Origin of the sequence: Ottowia thiooxydans (assembly GCF_040548795.1) — a bacterium.
GTDB classification, from domain to species: Bacteria; Pseudomonadota; Gammaproteobacteria; order Burkholderiales; family Burkholderiaceae_C; genus Ottowia; species Ottowia thiooxydans_A.
In genome coordinates this window covers 454433-477204 of record NZ_JBEPSH010000001.1, presented here as the reverse complement: position 1 = coordinate 477204, position 22772 = coordinate 454433, and the positions used below count along the sequence as shown (strand labels likewise).

Sequence of the window (22772 nt, the reverse complement as noted above, 5' to 3'; positions counted from 1 at the left end):
GTTCGACCCGACGGGCTCGGCGCCCAGATCCCGCAACCGCTGATGAACCTGCGGTTCGCGCGCGGCGGCAGCTGCGGCGTCCTGCAAAGACGCCGCGACGCGCGAAGCTGGGATTTGTAGCGAAATGCAGGTGCGTGTTCATTGTCAGTATTTCCCCGACAGGAGCGAGCCAAAGCCTGGTATGGCGGTAGACAAGCCCGTACGCGCTTCGATGGCCTGCACTGATGGAAGCGAGGGCATCTGCACGCAGAGCCGACGATGGCGTCGGTGTAGAGGAGGACAGCCACCGCCTGCACGGCCGCCGCTTTGAAACGGGGACGGCACAGCATGTTCAGTTCCTGGCGGGTGGAGAAAGGATGGCGTCGCGCACGGCACGCACCAGCGTGCCATCAGGCTCGACCAGCGTGCGTGCGATGTCGAAATGGTTGTACTCAGGCATCGGCACGGTCTGTCCAGCATGGCCTGCTTGCCGCCAGCGCGCGGCGTAGTCCGCGGTCTGGCGCCGGAACTCGTCGGTCTCGTGGCCACCGACCGCAGTCAACAGATGGGCATGGCTGCGCGCCGGGATCCAGCGCTCGGGTGACTGCGCGGCAATCTCCTCGGGCGTAAAGCGCATCCAGCCGTTCACCTGCACATGTTGCAGCGGCGTGAGGTCATAGAGGCCGCTGAGTGCCAGAGCCACGCCGATCACGTCGTCCGGCAGGCCGAAGTCCTGCGTCCAGCCATCGGCCAGCAGCATGCCGACCAAGTGGCCGCCGGCCGACGAACCGCCCACGTGGATACGCTCGGTATGCAGGCCCCGCGTCACCTCTGCGCGCACCAGCCATTGCACAGCCGTGCGTACCTGGCGCACGATCTCGCCAATAGACGCCGTCGGTGCCAGCGTGTAGTCCATCACCGCTACCGAGATGCCCTGGGCCACCAGGCCGCCGGCCGCGAATGCATTATCGTGGCGCGAGCCGGCCCGCCAGTAGCCCCCGTGGATCCACAGAAACACCGGGCTACCGAGACCGGTGCGGTACAGGTCCAGCATCTCCCCGCTGCGTTCATCGTAGACGCATGACACGCGGTCGGTGCAACGCACCTGCACTTGCGCGCTGTCACGCACAGTGGCGGCGTATTCCACGTCGAACGACGGTACGCTGGCACGCGCGTTGTACTGGCGTTCCAGCGTAGGCTGGTCCATGCCGCGGTAGAGAGCGGCTGATGGAGAGTCTGATCGTGCGGTCATCAGATCCCCAGATATCGGTGCGCAAGATCGGCGCGCGCCTTCAGCTCGGACGGCGTACCGGACCAGACCACCCTGCCCTTTTCGACTATGTGGTGACGATCCAGCAGGGAGGCCATCTCGGTAAGGTTCTTGTCGATAACGACGATGGTCTGGCCCTCTCGCTTGAGCGTGCGCAGGCAGTCCCAGATCTCTTGCCGGATGAGCGGCGCCAGGCCTTCGGTCGCCTCATCCAGCACCAGCAGCAGCGGGTTGGTCATCAGCGCGCGTCCCACTGCGAGCATCTGCTGCTCGCCGCCCGAGAGTGTTCGCGCCGACTGCCGGCGACGCTCGCGCAGTCGCGGGAACAAGGTCATCACGCGCTCCAGCGTCCAGGCCGTTCGGCCCGGGGCGGTACGGGCAGTCGCAACCAGATTCTCCTCGACCGAAAGCGAGCCGAATACACGCCGCCCCTCAGGCACCAGCCCCACTCCCAATCTCGCCACCGCATGCGACGCGAGCCGATCCAACACCTTTCCCTGCAACTCGATGCGACCGGCGCGCGGCGGCAACATGCCCATCAGCGTGCGGACGGTGGTAGTCTTGCCCATGCCGTTGCGGCCGATCAACGATACCGCCTGGCCCGCGTGGGCCTCGAAGTCCATCCCAAACAGCACCTGGCTGTCACCGTAGCCTCCAGTCAGTCCTTGCACTTTCAGCATGCTTCCTCTCCCAAGTAAGCCGAGCGCACCTCGGGATGCGCTCGCACTTCGTCCGGCGTTCCGGTGAAAATCGTCCGGCCATAGACCAGCACAGTCAGGCGGTCAGCCAGGGCGAAGACCGCATCCATGTCGTGTTCGACCAGCAAGATGGTGTAACGCCGCTTGAGCCCCAACAGCAGCGCCGTCATGCGAGCCGACTCCTCGCCACCCATGCCAGCCATCGGCTCATCGAGCAGTAGCAGCCGAGGTGAACGCGCCAGCGCAACGGCTAGTTCCAGCTGCCGTTTCTCGCCGTGTGCCAAGTCACGCACGTGCGCGTCGCCCCGATCGCCGAGGCCGACTTCCTTGAGCCATCGGCGCGCACCCTCTACGAGCCCGGAGTCACGGCGCGGGTTGGACCAGGCTTGAAAGGCACGGCCAGAGGTCAGCATCAGCGAAAGGATCACGTTCTCCAACGCTGTGTAATCCGGGCACAACTCAGTGATCTGGAAAGAGCGGGACAGGCCCTTGCGCGCCCGAGCGAAGGCCGGCAGGCGCGTCACGTCCTCCCCGTCGAGCACGATGCTGCCTGCGTCGGGACGCAGTTCACCGCACAACTGCGCAATCAGGGTCGACTTGCCAGCGCCGTTGGGACCTATCAATGCATGGATCTCACCCTCCGCCAGCGCCAGGTCCACGCCATCTGTGGCCTTCACGGCACCGAACGCCTTGCGCAATCCCCGCACCTCGAGCATAGTCCGCTTCTCAGTGACCATGGCTACCTCCCAACCAGCGGCCGAACAGTCCGTTGCGCCCCGCGAGTACGACGATCACCAGGATCGGCCCCATCACCAGCATCCAGTGCTCGGTCCAGGCAGCGAGGGTCTGCTCCAAACCCAGGAACACCGCCGCACCCGCGATAGGACCAAGAAGCGTACCCACGCCTCCCAGGATCACGATGGCCATCAATTCCCCGGATTTGGTCCACGACGCCATGTCGGGCGTCACGAGGCCCGCGAAGTTCGCCCACAGCACACCGGCCAGGCCGGTGCCGACGGCCGACAGCACGAATGCCGACAGGCGGTACGGCGTCGGCGCAGCCCCCAGATTGACCGCACGGCGCTCACTCTGGCGCAACGCCTGCAGCACCATGCCGAATCGCGAGCCGACAATACGCGCGCACAGGAAGGTCCACGCGGCCAGCAGGCCGAGACACACGTAGTAAAACACGACGGGATCGTCCAGGTTGAGTCCCGGCAGCACATTGCGCTGCGACATCATCAGGCCGTCGTCGCCGCCGTAGACCTGCAGCGACATCAGCGCGATGTACACCAGTTGCCCGAAGGCCAATGTGATCATGATGAATTGCACGCCCCGCGTGCGCAGCGCCAGGTAGCCGACCACGGCGCCTAACAGACCACAGCAGGCCAGCGCCAGCGGCCAGACCACCAGCGCCTGCATCGAGCCGCTCCAGCCGAACAGCGGTCCGGCTTCCAGCGCATGGTGCGCCACGATCGCGACCACATAACCTCCGAGGCCAAAGAACATCGCATGGCCGAAGCTGACCATGGCCCCGTAGCCAAGCACCAGGTCGAGGGACACTGCGGCCAGGCCATAGATCAGAAAGCGGGTGGCCAAGTTGATGGCGTATGGCGTGCCAGACACCTCTGCGCCGGTGGGCAAAAGAGCCAGCACGAAAACTCCCACCAGCGCGACCCAGGCCCGTTTGGACAAGAGAGCGGGCTTTGGCGATGGCGACGCAGGATGAGCGGACATGGGAACATGCCTTGTTAAGGGGGGTGACTGAGGGGTAGACACGGGATCATGACCTCGCGGAAAACAGCCCGAGCGGACGCACGATCAGCACCGCTGCCATAAGCAAGTAGATTGAAGCGGACGCGAGTCCGGCGGCAAGCGGCGTCGCGACCTCAGGGGACAGCAGCCCCTCCAGCAACTGTGGCAGGAAGGCACGCCCGAGGCTGTCCACCATGCCGACCAGCAGCGAGCCGGCCATCGCGCCTCGCACCGAGCCCACCCCACCGATGACGATCACGACAAAAGTGGTGATCAGCACGCGTTCACCCATGCCGATCTCCACCGCCAGCAGCGGCGCAGCCATCACTCCGGCCAGGCCGCACAGCAACGCGCCGAGGCCGAAGACCAATGTGTATAGCCGACGGATGTCCACGCCGAGGGCGCTGACCATCTCGCGGTCATCGGCGCCAGCACGCACCAGCATGCCCACACGAGTGCGGTTGACCAGCCACCAAAGGCCAAGTGCCACGAGGGCGCCCAACGCAATAAATGCCAGGCGCAGGACCGGATACTCGAAGCCCGGAGCCAGCGTCACCGCGCCTTGCAGCACCGCTGGAGTATCGACCAGGGGAGGCCGACGCCCGAACAGGAGGCTCACCGCTTCGTTCGTGAACAGAATCAGCCCGAAGGTAGCCAGCACCTGATACAGGTGATCGCGCTGGTACAGACGCCGGATCACGGTGAACTCGATCAACAGCCCGTAAGCGCCGGCCCCCAGCAACGCGGCAGCGACCGCCGCAGCGAAGGACCCCGTGTGCGCGAGCGCAAACGCCGCACAGTAGGCCCCAACCATGTAGAACGAGCCGTGTGTAAGGTTAACCACGCCCATGATGCCGAAGATCAAAGTCAGTCCTGAGGCCAGCATGAACAGCATGGCACCAAACTGCAGCCCATTGAGCAGTTGTTCGAGCAGCAGCGTCATGACGGCATCTTGCAGGCGGCGGAGTAGCTGTCGCGGTCTTCACTGACGATCTTGCGCAAGACCTTTGGCGCGAGTTCGCCATTGGCGGACTTCTCTATGCGCATCAGGTACAAGTCCTGAATCGGGTGCTGATTGGTGTTCAGCGCGAACTTGCCGCGCAGCGAGGTGAAATTGGCCTTGCGCAATGCCGCCCGGAATTCGGCGTTCTTGCCCAGGTCGCCGCCCACTGCCTTGAGGCCTGAGGCGATCCATTGCGCGGTGTCATAGGCCTGCATCGCATAGTCGGTCGGCACACGCTTGTAGGCCGCCTGGAAGTCCTGCACGAACTTCTTCGAGGCAGGGTTGTCCATAGCCACGGACCAGATGCCAGTGGTGTAGAAGCCCTCGGATGCGCCGCCTGTGGCAACCAGCATGCGTGCGTCCATCGAGAAACCAGGCATCAGCATCGGGATGGTCTTGCCCAGGCCGGCGTTGCCGTATTGCTTGGCAAAGTTGATGCCAGCACCACCCGGATGAAACTGGTAGATGGCGTCCGGTGCCAGCGAGCGGATGCGCGCGATTTCGACCGAGAAGTCCGACTGGTCGAGCTTGGTGTAAACCTCTGCCAGCACTTCGCCCTTGAAGGTGCGCTTGAAGCCGGCGATAGCATCACGCCCGGCCTGATAGTTGGGAGCCAGCACGACCACGCGCTTGAAGCCCAACTCATTGGCCGCGACGCCTCCGGCCGTGTGATAGGCGTCGTTCTGGTAGGAGGCGACGAAGTAATTCGGGTCACACTTCTCGCCAGCGAACACCGAGGGACCGGGGTTGGCGCTGATGTAGGTGTAGCCGGCCTTGGTCACACTGGGGACCACCGCAGCCAGCACGTTGGAGAAGTTCACGCCGGTGTAGAGCCGAATGCCGGACTGCACCATGCGGTCGGCTGCCTGCTTGGCGTTGGCGGGCTTCAGACCGTCGTCCTCCACGACCAACTCAACGGGCACACCGCCCAGTTTGCCGCCGCCCTGCTGCATCGCCAGCAGGAAGCCATCGCGCAGGTCTTCGCCGATGTAGCCCGCGGGCGTCGACAGCGTCGTAATGAAGCCGATCTTGACGGGCGCCTGCGCCGCAGCGAGGCCAGCGAAAGTGCCTATCAGCAAAGAGAGACTGAGGTTTTTGAGCACGGGATTCTCCAAGTTCGAGTTGGTTTGAGGGGCCCATCGGCCAGCGATGGGCACGGGACTTTTCAATCTGCCTGCACGTGGGATTTCTTGAGAACGGCGGTGACGACTAACTGCCGCTGCGCGTCTGCGGGCCGACCGCCACAACAGGATTTCGCAGCGTGCCGATACCCTCGACCCAGGCCTCGACCACATCACCCGGCCATAGCCATTCCTGCGGCGTACGCCCCGCGCCCACGCCCGAGGGCGTGCCAGTGGCAATGATGTCGCCCGGCTCCAGCGTGATGGCCGCGCTGATGTCTGCGATCAGGTGATTGATGTTGAACAGAAGGTGACGTGTGTTGGAGTTCTGCTTCTCCACGCCGTTGACCTTCAAGCTCAGGTTCAGGTTGTGCGGATCAGCCAGCTCGTCGGCAGTAACGATGACCGGTCCCAACGGCGCATAGGTATCCTGGCCCTTCGAGTAGATCCACTGTCCGGCGCGGCGGTTATCGCGTGCGCTGATGTCGTTGAGCACCGTGTAGCCAAATACGTGGTCTAGCGCCTTTTCGTCGGTGACCCGCTTGGCGCGTCGGCCTATGACCACCGCCAGCTCCACCTCCCAGTCCAGTTGCTGTGTGATGGCCGCGTTGTGCTCGATCGCATCGTCCGGGCCGATCACTGCGGTCGGCGGCTTGGAGAAGATTACCGGCTGCTTGGGCAGTTCCTTGGCCGTGTCCAGCGTGCGGCTGGACTCTTCCACGTGCTCGACGTAGTTCAGGCCGATGCCGAAGATGTTCTTGCGCGGCCGCGGAATGGGCGCGAGCAGCTTGACGTTGACCAGCGGTAGCGCAGTGCCCAGTGGCCACTTACCCCTGTGCGCTTCCAGCAGTGCGGTGGTCGAGGCCACTGCGTGCGGACCCAGGTCGATAAAGTCGAGGATGTCGGCGGGGATCGCCTGACCGGCATGTGCGCCCAGGCGCTGCAGATCGACCACAAGGTCATCGACGATGGCGCCCAGCCGGGCGGAGGCGCTTACGTTGGCGCGAAAGGTGACGAGTCGCATGTTGTTCGGTGTTCCAAGAAATGCAGGTTGGGAAATAAGGTCGAGATGAAGGGCTCAGGCTGCGGGCAGCACCGTCTGGTGACCACCCCTATCCGCAAGGGCCTCCTCGCGGTACAGCGCCAGTTTTTCCATTACTGGCAGGTCGCTGAAGCAGAACAGGCACGCGTCCTCCGTGGCCGACGCATTGGCGTGCTCGTGCCACGCCCATGACGGCACGCAGAAGATGTCGCGCTCCTGCCAGTCGAAGCGCTGTCCGTTGATGATCGAATAGCCCCGGCCCTTGGCCACCTGGTACAGGAAACTACCCGTGTGCCGGTGCGCTTTGCTCTCAAACCCGGGGCGCAGCAGTTGCATACTTGCCCCGATCGTGGCCATTACATGCCCACCGTTAAGTGGGTTCGTGTAGTGCATCAACACCCCATCGAACGGACTGCCCTCACTGGCTGCAGCCAGCCGCTTGAGCGCCTCGTAGGTCGGCTCCCACTGATACTTGAACAGCGGCGAGTACGGCTTGCTCCAGCCCACGTCGTGTGGCCGCAGCCCTGGCGCGCCCCACAGCGCCAACGAGTCGTCCACCGGATAGGCCACCTGCTGATGCATGTCAGGGTGCACCTTGAAGAACCCGGCTTCCAACGCATTGACCAGCGGGATGTCCAGCCCGTCCTGCCAGATGCAGGGTAGCCCGTCTGCCTCCACCCCATGCTCGTGCCAGCTCCCGTTGGGCGTGAGCACGAAGTCATTTACCCCCAGCGTCATCTTGTGGCCATCCACGATGGTGTAGGCCCCCCGCCCTTCCATGATGAAGCGCAGCGCCGACGTCGAATGCGCGTGCGCTGAGGCAGCCTCTCCGGGGTGCATCACCTGCAGCCCTGAATACAGCCAGCCCACCGCCGCAGCGACCTCGCGCCGTCCGGGGTTATCCAGGTAGATCACCCGCCGCCCCGCCTTCTCTGGCGTCACGAGCGACACCGAACGCAGCACGTGCTCGCGCAAATCCCGGTAGCGCCACAGCACAGGCACCGATTCCGACTTCGGCTGCCATGGTTCGATCTTATTGGCCACCGTCCACAGCGCCGCTGTCTTCAGTCGCGCCAGATCGCCGTAGTACGCCACCAGCTCAGGGGTGTCCTCGACGTCCGCTCGCCCTGCAACGCTCTCGCGATGCGCGTCATAGGTCATTGTCGTCATGATCCGCCTCTCTTTTCGAAGATGCGTATTCTTTTATAAAATTAGGTGAAGCAGTAATTGGTAAAAACCCTGATTTACTGGAACCTTGGTACGCAAGCTGACGTAAAACCACAATGACGCCCTCAGCACACGTCGATCTTTTATAAAATCTCTATATCAAACAACTCCAGCCTGCGCGGGGATGAACTTTTATCGCCGCAGAACGCGGCAATGCAAAGAACTTCTGATATGGACGACCATTTCTACAGCTACGAGCCCGCCAAGGGACACGGCTTGAAGCACGACCCAATCGCCTCGATCCTCGGTCCACGGCCGATTGGCTGGATCTCCACGCGTTCTACCGACGGGCATGCGAACCTCGCGCCATACAGCTTCTTCAACGTCTTCAGTTACCAGCCCCCGATCGTGGCGTTCGCCAGTGTCGGCTGGAAGGATACGATCCGCAACGCGCGGGACACCGGCGAATTCGTCGTCAACCTCGCTACCCGGGCCCTGGCCGAACGGGTGAACCTGACCAGCGCGTCCGTGCCGAGTGACATAGACGAGTTCGACCTCGCGGGCTTGGCTCCGGCCCCATGCCTGCACGTGTCGGCGCCTCGGGTCGCGCAGAGCCCTGTGGCCCTTGAATGCCGCGTAACGCACCTGCAGCAACTCGCAGGCGCCAATGGCGTCAAGGTTGAAACCTGGATAGCTTTCGCGGAAGTCGTGGCAGTTCACATCGCCAGCGAGCTGGTGCGCGATGGCGTCTACAGCACTGAGAACGCCCGGCCCATCCTGCGCGCCGGCGGTCCGGCGGATTATTTCGAGATCGGGCCCGAAGCCCTCTTCCAGATGCACCGACCTCGTTAGCGATCTGCCAGGGGTATGCGTCGGAGGGTTGGGAAGATATTTTTCAATCGTACTTCCTCGCCAAGTTTATCGTTCGGGTCGGCTTCCAGCCGCCGGCTGCAGAGACTCTTTGTTATGCCGGAACCGGCGCGTTCACTTGGTTGTGCAACCCGCCATCCACAAAAATGTCCGCTCCGTTGATGTAGCGTGCAGCATCACTGGCAAGAAAAACTGCGGCATCGGCTGCATCCCAGGGTGTGCCCATAGCACCTGTCGGGCAGACTGCGTTGCGAGTCGCCAGCAGATGTTCGAGCCCTTGCGGATGCGCAACCGCCAGTTGCTGGCGCACCAAAGCAGTGTCCATCATTCCCAGAATGATGTTGTTGCAGCGGACGCCGCGCGCAGCATATTGCATTGCTACGCTCATGCCAAGCGCGTTCAGCGCAGCCTTGCTCGCGCTGTAGGCGCAGAAGGGGGTGCCGCCAGCGCGCGTTCCCGCAACGGATGAGACCTGCACGATGGCGCCCCGGCCCGCCTTGCCCATCAGCGGTAGCACATGCTTGAGCGCAAGAAATGCCGAGCGCGTGTTCAGCGCGAAAGAGCGATCCCAGTCCTCAACCGACAGTTCTTCCGGGCCGCCATGCATCACCACCCCGACGTTGTTGACGAGGATGTCGATGGTGCCATTGACGGCCTGCGCGAACCGCACCGCGTGCTGGACGGAAGCCTCCTCGCACACGTCCGTCTCGATCACCTCGCAGCGCCCGCCAGATTGCTCCGCTAGCCGTTGGGTGCGCCGTGCGGCCTCGATGTCCTTGTCGGCGGCAAACACCAAGGCCCCCTGTTCGGCCAGCCGGATCGCAATCGCGGCACCATTGCCAGGGCCCACCTCGGCCGCACCTGCGCCTAACACCAGGGCGGTTCTGTTCTCGAAGAGCTTATTCATCGCGGACTCATCCTTACCGCGCCATCCAGGCGCACACATTCGCCATTCATGTAGCCGTTGGTCAGCAAAAATTCCACCAGCCGCGCATACTCGTCCGGGTAACCCACCCGGCTTGGGAAGGGCACCGAAGCCTCCAAGGCCCGCCGCACGTGTTCGGGGCCGCCGCGCAGCATCGGCGTGTCGAAGAAACCCGGCTTGATGGTGTTGACGCGGATACCCTCGCTCGCCAGATCGCGTGCAATGGGCAGCGTCATACCCACCACACCCGCCTTGGATGCGGAGTACGCTGCCTGTCCCATCTGTCCTTCATCGGCCGCGATCGACGCGGTGTTGACCACCGCGCCACGCTCGCCGTCCGGCAACGGATCCAGCGCCAGCATGCCGGCAGTGGATTGGGCTATGCAGCAGAAGGTGCCAAGTAGGTTGATGCGGATGACCCGCTCGTAGTCCGCCATCGGGTGGGTCCGGATCGCGCCTGTGTGTTTGTCGCGTGCAGCGGTTTTGTGAGCGCTCACGATGCCGGCACAGTTCACCAGCATGCGCTCCTGGCCATGGGCTTGCCGGGCTCGCGCAAAAGCCGCTTCGACACTCTGCTCGGACCCTACATCGGCATGGCAGAAGATGCCGCCGATCTGCCTTGCCAGTGCCTCGCCCGCCTCGGCGTCGAGATCGAACAGCGCCACCTTGACGCCATGCCCAGCCAGCCGCAACGCAGCCGCGGCACCCAGTCCCTTGCTACCGCCCGTTACCACGGCGGCCACACTGTGATCGAGTTTCATGTCGCCGCCTTCCTGACGCCTGAGTATGTGTCGGCCGCTTTTTCTTCGGTATACACGCTCTGTGGTTGGGCAACCAAAGCCTCGACCAGGAAGCGCTCCTGCGGTTTTTCGGACGCAGTCTTCGGAATCTCCGGAATCACCTGAATGAAACTTGGCACGAAGTTGGGCTCCAGCGCCTCGCGGCAGCGGCGGAACAGCGCTTGCACGTCGAGTGCTTTCCCCTGGGCAGGAACCACAGCAGCGACCACGTCTTTTTCGCCAGGCACGCCCGAAGAAGCCGGCACACCATACACATAAACATCACACACTTGGCCTGACTCGGCGAGAGCCTTCTCTACGTAAGCCGGTGTGATGAAGTCACCGTTTCGGCGGATGCCGCCGCCCTTGCGGTATTCGAAGAACAGCCACCCGTTAGCGTCTTCCCGCACCACGTCACCCATGTGCAGCCAGCCGCCAGAACCCTTCTTGACGGACGCCTCTGGATTGCCAACGTATTCCACCTGATACGGCGATCCATTGGCCGGGCGGAGCAGCAGTTCGCCAGGCGTTCCACGCGGCACCTCTTCACCTACTTCATCAACTATGCGATGAATGAGGTAAGGCGCGATGCGGCCGATACTGCCTACCGGGCCGACTCCGATCGGCTTGACCGCAAGCCCCCCTTCGGCTGACCCATAGAACTCCAGCACCCTCACGCCGAAGCGCTGCTCGAATTTCTCCCAGATCGCCGCCGGCATGCCAGCCGAGACGACGAAGCGCACTGGGTTGTCGGAGTCGTCCGGGCGTGGCGGCTCTGCGTATAGCGTGGTCGTCATGCCGCCCAGCAACGTGAACGAAGTGCATCGGTATTTGCGGGTGATGTCCCACAGCCGCGAGCGCGTGAAACGCCGCGAGAACACCACATGCAAGCCGCCCAGCAACGCGGGCGCCAGCGTCACCAGCAGCGCATTCGCATGCGTGAGCGAGAGGCCGGAGTACAGCCGGTCATCCGGCCGATAGCCAAAGCCCTGCATGGCCGCCGCGCCTGTTTCACAGAAACGGCGATGTGTCAGCACAATACCCTTGGGGTCGCCCGTGGTGCCCGAGGTGTGGATGATCTGCATCACCTCGTCGCCATTGTCTTGCGGCACGGGCAAGTCCTCGCCCTCGGCGCTCAGGCGGGCGTAATCCTCCACGCGCAGGGTCCACTTTTCCGGGATCGGTCCTTCATCGGTGGTGAGCGCGGCAATCCAATCGACCCGGGTGCCCGCATTCACTATTTCCTCTACGTTGTGCAGCGCGTAGTCGGCGGTAATGATGCCGATGGCCTTGGAGTTGCTGATCATGAATGCCAACTTCTCGCCGCGTGTGCGCGGGTCGATAGGCACGAGCACCGCACGCAGCAATGCAGTAGCGATCATGATCTCGACGAATTCAGCGTGGTTGGCCATCAGCAACGCAATCACGCTGCCCTGCCCCACACCGCGTGCGGAAAGGCCACGTGCCAGACGCTGCGCGTTTTTCCACAGATCGCCATAGCTGCGATGCACATCCGCCAGCGCGGGCCCGCCTTCGAACAGCAGCGCCTCGCGCTGTGGATCGGCCTGAACAAACGACGCGACGATTGACGCGATATTGGGGTGCAAAATCACGGTCATCGCGCCTCACTCCTTTTGAAGAATGCTGATGACGATGGCCGCAGCGTCCTCGCCAATCCAGCCGCCGCCGTTCTCCGCGAGCGCGGTGCGCGCGCCCTCTACCTGACGCGGGCCGCAGCGCCCGCGCAGTTGATCGGCCAGTTCCACCAGTTGGGCGCAGCCCGAGGCACCGATGGGGTGGCCCTTGCGCAAGAGGCCGCCGGAGGGGTTGACCGGAACGCGCCCGCCCAGCCGCGTAGCCCCGCTGTGGAGAAGCGCTGCGCCCTCGCCTTCGGCGGCCAGGCCCAGATGCTCGTAGTACATCAGCTCGGCCGGTGCGCCCGCGTCGTGGAGCTCAACTACGTCCAGAGCCTCAGGCCCCACGCCTGCCGCCTCATAGACCTGCGCGGCTACCACCGGCACCAGCCGCTCCTTCTTGTCGATTCCTTCAGCGTAGTCCCAGCCCGACGCCATAACGGAAGACAACACGCGCACCGTGTCACGCAGGCCAAGTTGCCTCGCGGCCTTGCCCGATACGAGCACTAGCGCCGCCGCGCCGTCACCGATAGGCGCACACATGGGGCGCGTCATCGGGTCTACGATCATGGGGGCCGCTAGCACCTGATCCACCGTTAGCACGTCCTGGAACTGCGCCTTCGGGTTCAGGCTTCCATGGAAGGAATTCTTGGCCGCCACCTCCGCGAAATCGCGCTGGATCGCGCCGCTTTCCGCCATATAGTCACGCGCCATCGCGGCATATACGTCCATGAACAGCGAGCGAGAACGGCCCGCACCTGCGAAGTCGGCGGCCGAGCCGTTGCGCGACAGGTTGGCCTGCAACATAGCCATCACGTCATCGATAGCCTCCAGGTCCACCGCGCCGTGGAACACCGAGAAGGTACGCTCCTTGTCCTCGCTGTAGAGTTTTTCAAAACCCGCGACGAGCACGATGTCGTAGGCGCCCAGCGCGATCATCTGCACCGCTTGCTGAAAGGCCGTGGCCGAGGTGGCACAAGCGTTCTCGATGTTGACGACCGGGATCCGTCCTATGCCCATACCGCGCAGGGCCACCTGTCCGGGGATCAGTACCTGGCCAGTCATGACGCCGGCAGCGGCGTTGCCCATGTAGGCCGCCTGCAACTGGGCCGCGGTGATGCCCGCGTCAGAGATGGCCGCGCCGATCGCCTCGGCGGCGAGCGACTTGAGACCGCGATCAATGTGTTTGCCGAAACGGGTCATGCCCGTGCCGGCGATGAATACTGGTTGCATGGAACAAGCCTTAAGATTGGTTCGAGGAGGAATTTGCGCGGTTACGCCAGAGGCCGGTGATCAAGCCGCTCAAGCCGTTAGGCGCAAGGAAAACCACGGCCAGCAGTGCGGAGCCAAAGATCAACCACGGGGCGGATTTCGACAGGCTCTCGGCCATATTGGGCGTGAGCACGATGAAGGCGGCGCCCAGGAAAGCACCCCACAGGCTGCGCACCCCGCCCACGAAGCTACCCACCAGCAGGGACACCGAGAGCAGGAAGGGGAAGCTCTCGGGTGAGACGAACTGGCCCACCACCACGCTCAAGGCGCCAGCCAGTCCGGTGAAAGCCGCACTGAGTCCGAACATCTGCGTACGGATGGCAGTGATGTTAAGTCCGCCCGCTGCCGCCGCGAGGGGCTGGTCACGCGAGGCGTCCACCAGGCGGCCGAACTGAGAGCCAAGGATCCTCCGCGCCAGCAGGAAGGCGCAGAGCGCGCAAGCAGCGACGCTGATCATGATGGCCCAGTCCGCCCGGTCGGCCAGCATGCCTGGGAATGCGGGCTTGTCCAGGATGATCCCCTGCACGCCGCCAGTCAGCCACTCGATTCGCTTCCACTTGAGCGCCTGCGGCGTCACCACCGCCACCGCGAAGGTGGAAAGCGCCAGATAGAGCATGGGCAGCCGCAGGGCCGGAAAGCCGAAAAGAAAACCGGCAACGAAGCACAGCCCCGCCGCCGTCGGCACGCCCACATAGAGCGGCCAGCCCAGGTGGTGCGAGAGCACCGCGGTAGCGTACGCGCCGATTGCGAAGAAGGCGCTATGGCCTAGCGAGATCTGGCCCGTGTAGCCGGTGAGCAGGTTCAGGCCCATGATGGCGATGCCGTAGATCAGCACCTGCGTCATCACGTACAGCGGGTAGCTTTGCCAGCCGAAGGACCAGGCCATCAGCGCGAGACCGGCCGCCGTGGCCGCCCCGCGCAGCCAGGCTGTCGATGCCGCCGGGCACGCGACGAAGGGAGTGTTCAAGGTATTCATGCTCACACCCTCGCCTGTGCGGTCTTGCCGAAGATGCCGGCGGGCCGCAAGACCAGCGTCGCAATGATCAGCAGCATGATGCAGGTCAGCTTCAGGTCGTTGCCGACCACGTAGGCCCCCAACAGGTTCTCCAGCACCCCGACGGTGAAGCCCCCGACCACGGCCCCCACGGGGCTGGCGATGCCGCCCAGCAGTGCGCCCGCCAGCGCATAGATCAGCGGGCTCATCATCATCGACGGCTCCAGGAACACGATGGGCGCAGCCATCAGCCCCGCCACGGCGCCGGCCACCGCCGCAAGGCCCCAGCCCACGGCCAGCACCTTGTTGGTGTTGATGCCTGCCAGCTCCGCCGACGCCGGGTTCACCGCCACAGCGCGCATCGCCAGACCGAAGCGCGTGAAGCGGAAGAACACGAACACCGCCGCCAGTTCGGCGATGGTCACCAGCAGAACGCCCGCCTCGTGGGCGGAGAGAAAGGGCTCCGCACGGCTGAGGGTACCGCCAAACGGCGTGGCAAACTCTTGCAGTTCATGCCCGAACAGCCAGCCGACCAGGCTGTTGAGTATGATGAGCAGCGCAATACTGGCCGCAACGACCGAGAGTACGGGCTTGTGCCGCAAGGGCTGGAATATCGTCCGATCCAGCGCGACCCCGAGCATGAAGGAACCCACGACAACGATGGCGAAGGCCACCCACCACGACGCGCCGGCCTGAACCAGCGCCCAGCTCATGTAGGTGGAGAACATCGCCAATTCGCCCTGCGCGAAATTAACGGATGAAGTGCAGCGGTAGATGAGCACGAGCGCGATGGCGAGGCTGGCATAGATGCCGCCCGCAGCCAGGCCCGAGGCTATCTGGTGAAGGATTGCTTGCATGGAAAGTCCTTGGTTGATCTAGTGGCCGAGGTAGCTGCGGCGCACGGTATCGTCTTCACGCAGCGCGGTGGCGGTGCCTTGCGCGGTAATGCGTCCGCTTTCGAGCACGTAGGCCCGGTCGACCAAGTCGAGCGCAATGTTGGCGTTCTGCTCCACGATGAGCGCAGTGAGGTGCTCGCTTTCGCGCAACTCGCGCAGGAGCTCGTAGATCTCCTGGGTCACGCGCGGAGCAATGCCGAACGAAGGCTCGTCCAGCAGAAGCATCCTGGGACGCATCATCAGCGCGCGGGCGATGGCGAGCATCTGCTGCTCGCCGCCGCTGAGCGTCCCCGCTATCTGCCTCGCACGGGTGGCCAGCTTGGGAAACAGCGCTTGCATGCGGGCGATGTCCTGCTCGATGCCGTCCTTGTCGCGGCGGCGGATCGCGCCCACGCGCAGGTTCTCCAGCACCGTCAGGTCGGCAAAGGTGCCACGGCCCTCCGGCACATGCGCGATGCCCAGTTCGGCGATCGCTGGCGCGGGCATGTCGATGATGTCCTGGCCTTCGAAGCGCAGCGTGCCCGTGGCCGTCACCTGCTGGTGGCTGATCGCGCGCAGGATCGACGTCTTGCCCGCGCCGTTGGCACCGAGCAGCGCCACCATCTCGCCGGCCTGCACGTGCAGGTCGATGCCGTGCACCACCGCGGTTCGGCCATAGGCCACCGCCAGATTGCGGATTTCAAGCCGTTGGGTCACAGCACACCTCCGAGATAGGCATCGATCACCGCCGGGTCGTTCGTCACCGCCTCGGGCGAGCCCTGCGCCAGCTTGCGGCCGAAGCTCAGCACCGCGAGGTCGGAGCAGGTCTTCATCACGAAGCGCATGTTGTGTTCCACGATCACCATGGTCAGCTTCAGTTCCTCGTGCAGGCGCAGCAGCACCTCACGCAGTTCGTCCACCTCGCCGGCGGTCAGTCCAGCGGCTGGCTCGTCGAGCAGCAGCAACCTGGGCCGGGTCACCAGCGCCCGTGCGATTTCCACGCGATGCTGGATGCCCACCGGCAGTTCCGCCACACCCCGTTCCGCATACGCGGACAGCCGCAGCGTGGCCAGCGCCACGTCGGCCGAGTGCGCGATTTCCTCCTCGACCGCACGGACGGCACGCGAGCGCAGCGCGGCGCCCAGCATGGACATGGGCAGCCGTGCGTGCGCGCCCACCATCACGTTTTCACGCACCGTAAGCGAAGGATAGAGCGCCACGTTCTGGAAAGTGCGGCTGAGGCCCAATCGGGTCACGCCGTGGCGTGGCAGGCGCGTCAGTTCTGAGCGACCAAAGCGCACGCTACCGCGCGTGGGCCGGTACAAACCGCTAATACAGTTGAAGCAGGTCGTCTTGCCTGCGCCATTCGGCCCGATCAGGCCGAAGATGCTGCCCTCGGGCACGTCCATCGAGAAAGCGTCTAACGCGACGACACCGCCAAAGCGGATCGTCAGATCGCGTACGGAAAGAATGGGGTCCATCGCTACGCTCACCTCGTCAGACCGACATCAGCTTCCAGCTCGTGCCGTCGAACTGCTGCAGGCGCAGACCCGTCACCGGATGCGGATGGGCGTCACTGGTCTTGATGCGCAGGCCTGGCAGCATCATGGGCAGTTCCAGGTCCAAGCGACGCGTCTGGCGCACGATGTTCTCGCGCGTGAGGTCGTTGGCGCACTGCTTGAGCACCTGCACCACTGTTTGCGCAACGCAGGTGCCGTACACGGCGTTGTAGTCTTTGGCGGCGCCCCTGTTGTACTTGTCCATGAAAGCGCTCCAGGCCTGGAGCCCAGGGTCATTCTTCCAGGTAGGGTCGGCCGGGTCTTTGAGGAATGCCGCGCTGATGACACCCTTAGCCTTGTCCAGCCCCACCGAGGTCAACACCGTGGGCACCGATGACGAGTTCTGGTTGATGTAGATGGTGGGCCGCCAGCCGATGTCATGGGCCTTGCGCAGCGACTGGATAGTGGCCTTCGGGGAACCCCACATCACCAGCACGTCGGCGCCCGATGCCTGCATGGAGATCACCTGCGAGTCCACCGTCGGGTCCGTCACCTCGTGCGACTCTTCACGCACGATCTGTTTCACGGCGACGCCCAGGCCGTCCTTCAGACCACGCAGCAAATCCTTGCCGGCGTCGTCATTTTGGTAGAGCACCGCGACCTTGGCGTTCGGCCGCGTCTGCAGGATGTGCTTGGCCAAAGTGCGCCCCTCGTCGGTGAACAGGGGCTGCCAGCCCAGGCTCCAGGGAAACTTGGCCACATCGTCCGTCCACGTAGCGGCACCGGAGCCAATGAAGAGCTGCGGCACCTTTGCGCTGTTGAAGTAGCCACGCGCCGCCACTCCGGTGGGCGTTCCCACGGGCAATGCGATGAAAGCCACCTGTTCGCGCTCCACCAGGCGGCGCGATTGCTCCACGGTTTTCGGTGGGCTGTAGCCATCGTCGAGCTGCACCAGCTTGAGCTTGCGCCCATTGATGCCGCCCTCCGCGTTGACCAAATCAAACCACGCAGCCATGGCCTTGCCGTTGGTAGCATAGCTCGCAGCCGGGCCGCTGAGCGGCAGCGTCTGGCCGATCTTGATTTCGCTGCCCGTCACGCCCGGGGTGCCCAAGCGCTGCGCGCGGGTCAGGCCGGAGATACCCGCCAGCGTGACGCCGGAAAGCGTGGTAATGAATTGTCTTTTATGCATGTTGTCTCCTGTGGTGGTTGAAACAGCGGCCTCGTCAGGCGCAGGTAATCCTTGGGTCTCTGGCGGACCCAAATTCGTGTCAGAGCGGTATTGATTCGAGGCGGTCTTACTTCACGGCGGTCTTGCGCGATGAAGCCTTCTTCACAGAAGCCTCTAAGGTATTTTTCGCGGGAGGCCTGCTGGCCACCACCCCGTTCCACAGCACCGACAGCAGCGGCTCTGCTTGCGCCGTCAGCGAATAGCTGCGGCGGCGGTATTCCCACATGAGGAAGGCACGGTTGAAGATCGCGTTGAACATGTCAAGGATCAAGCGGCTGTCCAGCTCATACCGCAGCTCTCCCCGCTGTTGAGCGTCACTGATGGCCTTGAGCATGCGCAGCATCAGTTCGCGCTGGGCATAACTCGGGTCACGCATCCATCGTTCCAGCGGAACCGTCATGAAGATGATGCGGCCCACGTTCGGATTCTTCTCATAGAACTCGAAATGCAGCTTCAGCACTCCCAGTAGCTTGGAGCGCAAGTCTCCATTGCCGTCGAGCGGCGTCAACGCAGCCGGGTATAGCCCGCTCAGCCAATACTGGATGAAATAGAACAACAGCGATTCCTTGTCACCAAAGTACCGGTAGATCGTGCGGAAGCTCATGCCAGCTTCACGAGCGATGGTTCGCATATCCACACGGTGAAAGTCTCCCGCGGCGTATATCTCCATGACGACTGGCGAGAGGCGCTCGCACATGGCTACTGGAACGCGTGGCGCGGTCTGCTCCAAGGACTGTGTCTCACTCTCGCCTTTCGGAAGTGTCGGCATATAACTCTCTGTAGGTAACATCGTTACCCCAAAGGATAACATCGTTACCTCCGGTTGATAAAAGGGGTTTACCCTAGCTGTGACAGCGGCAGTAACTGGGGGTCCGCGCACCGTAGCTAGTGTCCCGTCCCGGTAGGCGCTCCCCGGTCCTTTACCTTGTTGGGGCGGTCCTGTGGCCCGCGGGCGGCAAGGTGTCTTTTGTCACCGGCACATTCCTCGATATCACCGACGGAAAGTGACCGGCGGTTCAGCAGCGCCGTGGTCATCTTGGCATCGCCGAAGACGTTGGCCAGGAAAAGCAAGGCCCCGCCCAAGGCGCTGAAGAGCAGAGAGCCCAACTCGTCGAGCACCATCATGTTCAGGTGCGCCAGGCCGTGAGCCATCTGCCCGCTCTTGTTGCAGACCATCTCCTGCTCCAGCAAGTTGACCAATTCGACCTTGGAGAAGAAACGCACCCGGCGCCCATGGTGTTCGACGGTCTGCTCCCGCGAAGCTTTTTAGATTGGATCCGCTCCGTCCGGTAGCAACATCACCCTAAGCCCCGTTACCGCGTGCAGAGTTGACTCAAAGAAGGCGTCAAAGACTGATGCCAGTATTCGAGCAGACCAACTTCTGGTAAAGGTGAGGTGCTTGCACTCATTGGTTGAGGACGCTCGCGCGCACGTAAGCGAAGCCATCCATCAGCCGCCTGGCAGTACGCACAAAGTGAACTTCCTGCACCGACCATTCGCCATCAACGCCACAGGTTACATGCCCGTATACGCTTAGTACGCCGCTCGGATGTCCGATCCGAATGCGCGCTGGCCCTTGGTGGTCGCCACGCGCTTGGGCTGCCACCGTCCCTTCAATCTGGGCCGCGATCGACAGGCATACCGAGCCTCCGCCGGGGAACGCCTTGTGCACGAGGCTGTTCGCGCCCACCATGCGCGCCACCAGATCCATCTCAGTGGCTTCGATCATGCGCCCACCTCCAAAAGCCCTGTAATTCTGGCGCGGGCCGACGAGAATCTGATAGGGCGTGTAGATGCCTTTAAGCCCGCAGTGTTCGGCAGCCCATTGGCGTATGAATTCCGCGACCTCGAAAGTCCTGGCGTTGAACTCCCCCGGCAGTTCGCATCCCATTTCTCCCAGATCCGTGGCGTGGATGAAAACGCACACAGTGCCCACATCGACAATGGAAACTTCGATCTCCCTTCCCAGGAGCGGGACGTGGATCGAATCCCGCGGGTTCCCCGTCGGCAGGAGCTTGCCGGTTGCTCCGCCGCTGGTACCTGAATAGTCAAGAGCGACCTCTGCGCCGCTGCCTGGAACGCCGTCAATCTCGCAGCTCCCCTCGACGCGGGGCTCGCCGTCCGCGCATTGCACCAGCAACCGGAGAATCGTTCCGGTATTGGTGTTGTGGACGCGCACTTCGGTGACCGGTTCCCGGGCCTCGATCAGTTTTTCCTGCAATGCATAGACGCCCGTCGCCGACGATATGTTGCCGCAGACCATTTCGTAGCTGACCGTCGGCGCATCGATTCCGATCTGGGCGAACGTGTAGTCAATATCTGCATCCGGCCGCGACGGCGGGCCGATGATGGCGCACTTGCTGGTGAGAATGTCAGCGCCACCAAGACCGTCGATCTGCCGTGGGTCAGGGCTTCCAAAGAGCGCCAGCAGCATGCGTGCTCTGCGGTCTGCGTCGGACGGCACATCACGCTGCGCGAGGAATACCGCCTTGCTGGTGCCGCCGCGCATGATGGCGACCGGAATCCGAATTTGCTCGCTCATTGCCTCCACCTTATTTAGAGAAGTCGATCTGAACTTGCGCAAGAAAGGTCTTCATAAAGCGAGCTTCTTCCTTGAGCTTCGCAAGGCATTCCGCGCGGGACATTGGGATCGGGACTATCCCGAGCTCCTTGAAGCGCTCTTCCAGCTTCGGACTGCGCAATGCGGCCAGTGTCGCTTGATTCACTGCCTCCATCGCGCTATCCGGTGATCCTGCAACGGCGAAGACGCCGCTCCATGTGGGTACCGACGTGCCACCCAGCTCGGCATTAAGCGATGGAAGATTGTTGAAAGCTGCACCCGACTGCAGCGATCCGAGCGGCTTGAGCTTGCCGGAAGCAACCAAGCCGTGCGCGGTGCTCCAACTCGAGAACACCGCATCGAGATGCTGCCCTGCAAGATCCGCCACCATGGGGGATCCGCCCTTGTACGCCACATGAATCATCCGCACGCCGGTGTGCTTTTCCAGGAGCAGTGCGGCGAGGTGATGAGGCGTTCCAACCCCCGGATTCCCGAACCGGAGCTCGGAGGTTTTGGCTCTTCGCGTGAAGTCGGCGAGGGATTTGACACCACTTTCTGCGTTCACCATGAGAACGAGCGGTATGTCGGCCAGAGGCACCACGGGAACGAACCGCTCAAGGACATCAAGGCCCTTGATACGAAGTTCCGGAACAAAGGCATTCGTTGTCAATTGGGAGGATGGAATAACCAGGAAGTTGGTTCCATCCGCGGGCTGGCGAGAGACGTATTCGGTGCCAATGTTCCCATTTGCTCCAGGCCGGTTGTCGAGGACAACGGGCCCTGAGCCGAGCGCAGCCTGCAAACCTTCAAGCCCAATGCGGCCGCTCACGTCCGCAACGCCGCCCGCGTTGTATGGAATGCAGAATCGCAGTTGCTTGCCGCTGAAGCTGTAAGGCTGCGATGCAAAGGATTGGCTTGCAGCCGCGATCGATCCCAGCGTTGCAAGAAAGTCTCTGCGCTTCATAGAACTGTCTCCTGATGATTTTCAATGGATTCCAAATCCGGCCTGCGAGACGGGCGTTCAATGCCCCAGGAAATTGGGCTTGCGCTTCTCGGAGAACGCTAGACGCGCTTCTATCCTGTCAGCCGAGTTGCGCAGGATGCCGAAGGTCTGCTGCTGCTGCTCCAGCTCAAGCCCCGCAGTCAGCGGTAGTTCACCCGGACCTTCGCCAACCTTTTCCCCCAGCGCATAGGCTGGTGCCTTGCCGGGATGCACGGTGGTATACGTGTACAGGCGCCCGCCGGTGCCCATGGCCACATGTTCCGCTGTCTCGCCAGCATGCAGAAACTTGAGCGGAGGAAAGCGTGTCTCGCCACTGCCTCCACGGCGCGCGCCCAACAGCACCATGCCGTTCGCGTCATTGTGGAAGTGCCCATCCGGGCACTTATTAATTTCCATGGATTGTCTCCAGGTTTTAGATTCACTAGATTTAAGTATCGGAACCTTCCTCTTTTTGGACAAGGGAGTTTTTTCACCAGAAATCTTTAGTTTTTCTCAAAAAAATCAACCACAACCGCCTGCTTTCGCGACATTCGCTTTGAAGCCGAAGATGTGGATATGGCGTCCTATATGGGCAAGAAAATGCCGGTTAGCCTGGAGGTAGTTCGACTGTTCGACGACGCCTTTCCACCGGTGTGTAGCCGGCTTACCTCCGCGACACTTGCCAGCTCACCACGCTGGCGGATCTATCGCAAGGAACCCTGCTGTATTCGATGCGCCGCATGGATGACTGGCAGCGTTGGCTCCACCTTGCCGGATTGACCGAGCTGAAGTCCAAGCGCACCCCGTCATTCGAGAACTCCTCACTCTCGCCAAGTGCATCAATGCGCCTGCGGTCGCAAAGCTGGCCATGTCACCAATGGCCGCTTGCTCTTTCGGTGAGACCATCGCGGTTGCGTGCGCCTTTTTGGACTCGAAGAACACCTCGGCGATCTTGTGCGCCTGTGGGGCCGTCGATGCGGGGCGGAACAAGATCCGGCCTCTCTTTAGAAGGACTCAACCAAACAGCGATGAGATTTGCATTGTGGGTTCGTCATGACAGCCCTAACCTTAGTGCAGACGTTGGCCTGGCCGCACCTGCAGTCCTGATGGCCGCATCGA

Annotated in this window: 22 protein-coding genes and 2 pseudogenes; 1 reads left to right on the top strand and 23 read right to left on the bottom strand. The window is 62.9% G+C overall.

Translation table 11 applies throughout. The annotated features are described in order from the left end of the window. Window positions 1–144: 144 nt before the first annotated feature. The 9 genes and pseudogenes from ABIE13_RS27500 to ABIE13_RS02125 all read right to left on the bottom strand — a co-directional run. Window positions 145–249 (bottom strand): annotated as a pseudogene (locus tag ABIE13_RS27500) (Asp/Glu racemase); the annotation flags it as partial. An 82-nt stretch (window positions 250–331) separates the two neighbouring features. Further along, the gene (locus ABIE13_RS02160) at window positions 332–1231 is read right to left on the bottom strand and encodes an alpha/beta hydrolase (RefSeq protein ID WP_354440731.1); all 900 of its coding nucleotides are present in this window, start codon (window positions 1229–1231) and stop codon (window positions 332–334) included. Further along, on the bottom strand, window positions 1231–1929 hold the full coding sequence (locus ABIE13_RS02155; protein ID WP_354440729.1) for an ABC transporter ATP-binding protein: 699 nt from the start codon (window positions 1927–1929) through the stop codon (window positions 1231–1233). The genes ABIE13_RS02160 and ABIE13_RS02155 overlap by 1 nt, the downstream gene beginning before the upstream one ends. Beyond that, window positions 1923–2684, bottom strand: a complete 762-nt coding sequence (locus ABIE13_RS02150) for an ABC transporter ATP-binding protein (protein ID WP_354440727.1) — start codon at window positions 2682–2684, stop codon at window positions 1923–1925. The genes ABIE13_RS02155 and ABIE13_RS02150 overlap by 7 nt, the downstream gene beginning before the upstream one ends. Then, window positions 2674–3684 carry a branched-chain amino acid ABC transporter permease gene (locus ABIE13_RS02145; RefSeq protein ID WP_354441232.1) on the bottom strand — a complete coding sequence of 337 codons (1011 nt, stop codon included), beginning with the start codon at window positions 3682–3684 and terminating at the stop codon, window positions 2674–2676. Before ABIE13_RS02145 ends, ABIE13_RS02150 begins: the two co-directional genes overlap by 11 nt. Window positions 3685–3730: 46 nt before the next feature. Beyond that, window positions 3731–4645 carry a branched-chain amino acid ABC transporter permease gene (locus tag ABIE13_RS02140; protein WP_354440725.1) on the bottom strand — a complete coding sequence of 305 codons (915 nt, stop codon included), beginning with the start codon at window positions 4643–4645 and terminating at the stop codon, window positions 3731–3733. Next, a complete protein-coding gene (locus ABIE13_RS02135) occupies window positions 4642–5808 on the bottom strand; it encodes an ABC transporter substrate-binding protein (RefSeq protein WP_354440723.1) in 1167 nt (388 codons plus the stop codon). The genes ABIE13_RS02140 and ABIE13_RS02135 overlap by 4 nt, the downstream gene beginning before the upstream one ends. 106 nt (window positions 5809–5914) lie before the next feature. Continuing rightward, entirely contained in the window at window positions 5915–6850 is a 936-nt protein-coding gene (locus tag ABIE13_RS02130) for a fumarylacetoacetate hydrolase family protein (RefSeq protein ID WP_354440722.1), read from the bottom strand. A gap of 54 nt (window positions 6851–6904) precedes the next feature. Further along, a complete protein-coding gene (locus ABIE13_RS02125) occupies window positions 6905–8038 on the bottom strand; it encodes a cupin domain-containing protein (protein ID WP_354440720.1) in 1134 nt (377 codons plus the stop codon). 228 nt (window positions 8039–8266) lie between these two features. On the opposite strand from ABIE13_RS02125, the gene ABIE13_RS02120 reads away from it, so the two are divergent. Continuing rightward, on the top strand, window positions 8267–8887 hold the full coding sequence (locus ABIE13_RS02120) for a flavin reductase family protein (protein ID WP_354440718.1): 621 nt from the start codon (window positions 8267–8269) through the stop codon (window positions 8885–8887). Between the two features lie 112 nt (window positions 8888–8999). On the opposite strand, the gene ABIE13_RS02115 is transcribed toward ABIE13_RS02120, so the two are convergent. The 14 genes and pseudogenes from ABIE13_RS02115 to ABIE13_RS02050 all read right to left on the bottom strand — a co-directional run bounded on the left by ABIE13_RS02115 (window position 9000) and on the right by ABIE13_RS02050 (window position 22070). Continuing rightward, the gene (locus ABIE13_RS02115; protein WP_354440716.1) at window positions 9000–9812 is read right to left on the bottom strand and encodes an SDR family NAD(P)-dependent oxidoreductase; all 813 of its coding nucleotides are present in this window, start codon (window positions 9810–9812) and stop codon (window positions 9000–9002) included. Continuing rightward, window positions 9809–10591 (bottom strand): SDR family NAD(P)-dependent oxidoreductase, encoded by a 783-nt coding sequence (locus tag ABIE13_RS02110; RefSeq protein WP_354440714.1) that lies wholly within the window; start codon window positions 10589–10591, stop codon window positions 9809–9811. The genes ABIE13_RS02115 and ABIE13_RS02110 overlap by 4 nt, the downstream gene beginning before the upstream one ends. Then, entirely contained in the window at window positions 10588–12228 is a 1641-nt protein-coding gene (locus ABIE13_RS02105) for an AMP-binding protein (RefSeq protein ID WP_354440713.1), read from the bottom strand. Before ABIE13_RS02105 ends, ABIE13_RS02110 begins: the two co-directional genes overlap by 4 nt. Before the next feature lie 6 nt (window positions 12229–12234). Next, a complete protein-coding gene (locus ABIE13_RS02100) occupies window positions 12235–13476 on the bottom strand; it encodes a thiolase family protein (protein WP_354440712.1) in 1242 nt (413 codons plus the stop codon). 10 nt (window positions 13477–13486) lie between these two features. Beyond that, window positions 13487–14491 (bottom strand): branched-chain amino acid ABC transporter permease, encoded by a 1005-nt coding sequence (locus tag ABIE13_RS02095; RefSeq protein WP_354440711.1) that lies wholly within the window; start codon window positions 14489–14491, stop codon window positions 13487–13489. A gap of 2 nt (window positions 14492–14493) precedes the next feature. Further along, entirely contained in the window at window positions 14494–15366 is an 873-nt protein-coding gene (locus ABIE13_RS02090; protein WP_354440709.1) for a branched-chain amino acid ABC transporter permease, read from the bottom strand. Between the two features lie 18 nt (window positions 15367–15384). Beyond that, entirely contained in the window at window positions 15385–16101 is a 717-nt protein-coding gene (locus ABIE13_RS02085) for an ABC transporter ATP-binding protein (RefSeq protein ID WP_354440708.1), read from the bottom strand. After that, a complete protein-coding gene (locus ABIE13_RS02080; protein ID WP_354440706.1) occupies window positions 16098–16865 on the bottom strand; it encodes an ABC transporter ATP-binding protein in 768 nt (255 codons plus the stop codon). Before ABIE13_RS02080 ends, ABIE13_RS02085 begins: the two co-directional genes overlap by 4 nt. Before the next feature lie 16 nt (window positions 16866–16881). After that, a complete protein-coding gene (locus tag ABIE13_RS02075) occupies window positions 16882–18072 on the bottom strand; it encodes an ABC transporter substrate-binding protein (protein WP_354440704.1) in 1191 nt (396 codons plus the stop codon). A gap of 106 nt (window positions 18073–18178) precedes the next feature. Next, window positions 18179–18880: a TetR/AcrR family transcriptional regulator gene (locus ABIE13_RS02070; protein WP_354440703.1), complete on the bottom strand. Its 702-nt coding sequence runs from the start codon at window positions 18878–18880 to the stop codon at window positions 18179–18181. Between the two features lie 242 nt (window positions 18881–19122). Continuing rightward, a pseudogene (locus ABIE13_RS02065) lies at window positions 19123–19362 on the bottom strand (ATP-binding protein); the annotation flags it as partial. Window positions 19363–19516: 154 nt separating this feature from the next. Further along, the gene (locus ABIE13_RS02060) at window positions 19517–20653 is read right to left on the bottom strand and encodes a 2-methylaconitate cis-trans isomerase PrpF family protein (RefSeq protein ID WP_354440701.1); all 1137 of its coding nucleotides are present in this window, start codon (window positions 20651–20653) and stop codon (window positions 19517–19519) included. Between the two features lie 10 nt (window positions 20654–20663). Further along, entirely contained in the window at window positions 20664–21635 is a 972-nt protein-coding gene (locus ABIE13_RS02055) for a Bug family tripartite tricarboxylate transporter substrate binding protein (protein WP_354440699.1), read from the bottom strand. A gap of 57 nt (window positions 21636–21692) precedes the next feature. After that, on the bottom strand, window positions 21693–22070 hold the full coding sequence (locus tag ABIE13_RS02050) for a hypothetical protein (RefSeq protein WP_354440697.1): 378 nt from the start codon (window positions 22068–22070) through the stop codon (window positions 21693–21695). Window positions 22071–22772 lie beyond the last annotated feature (702 nt).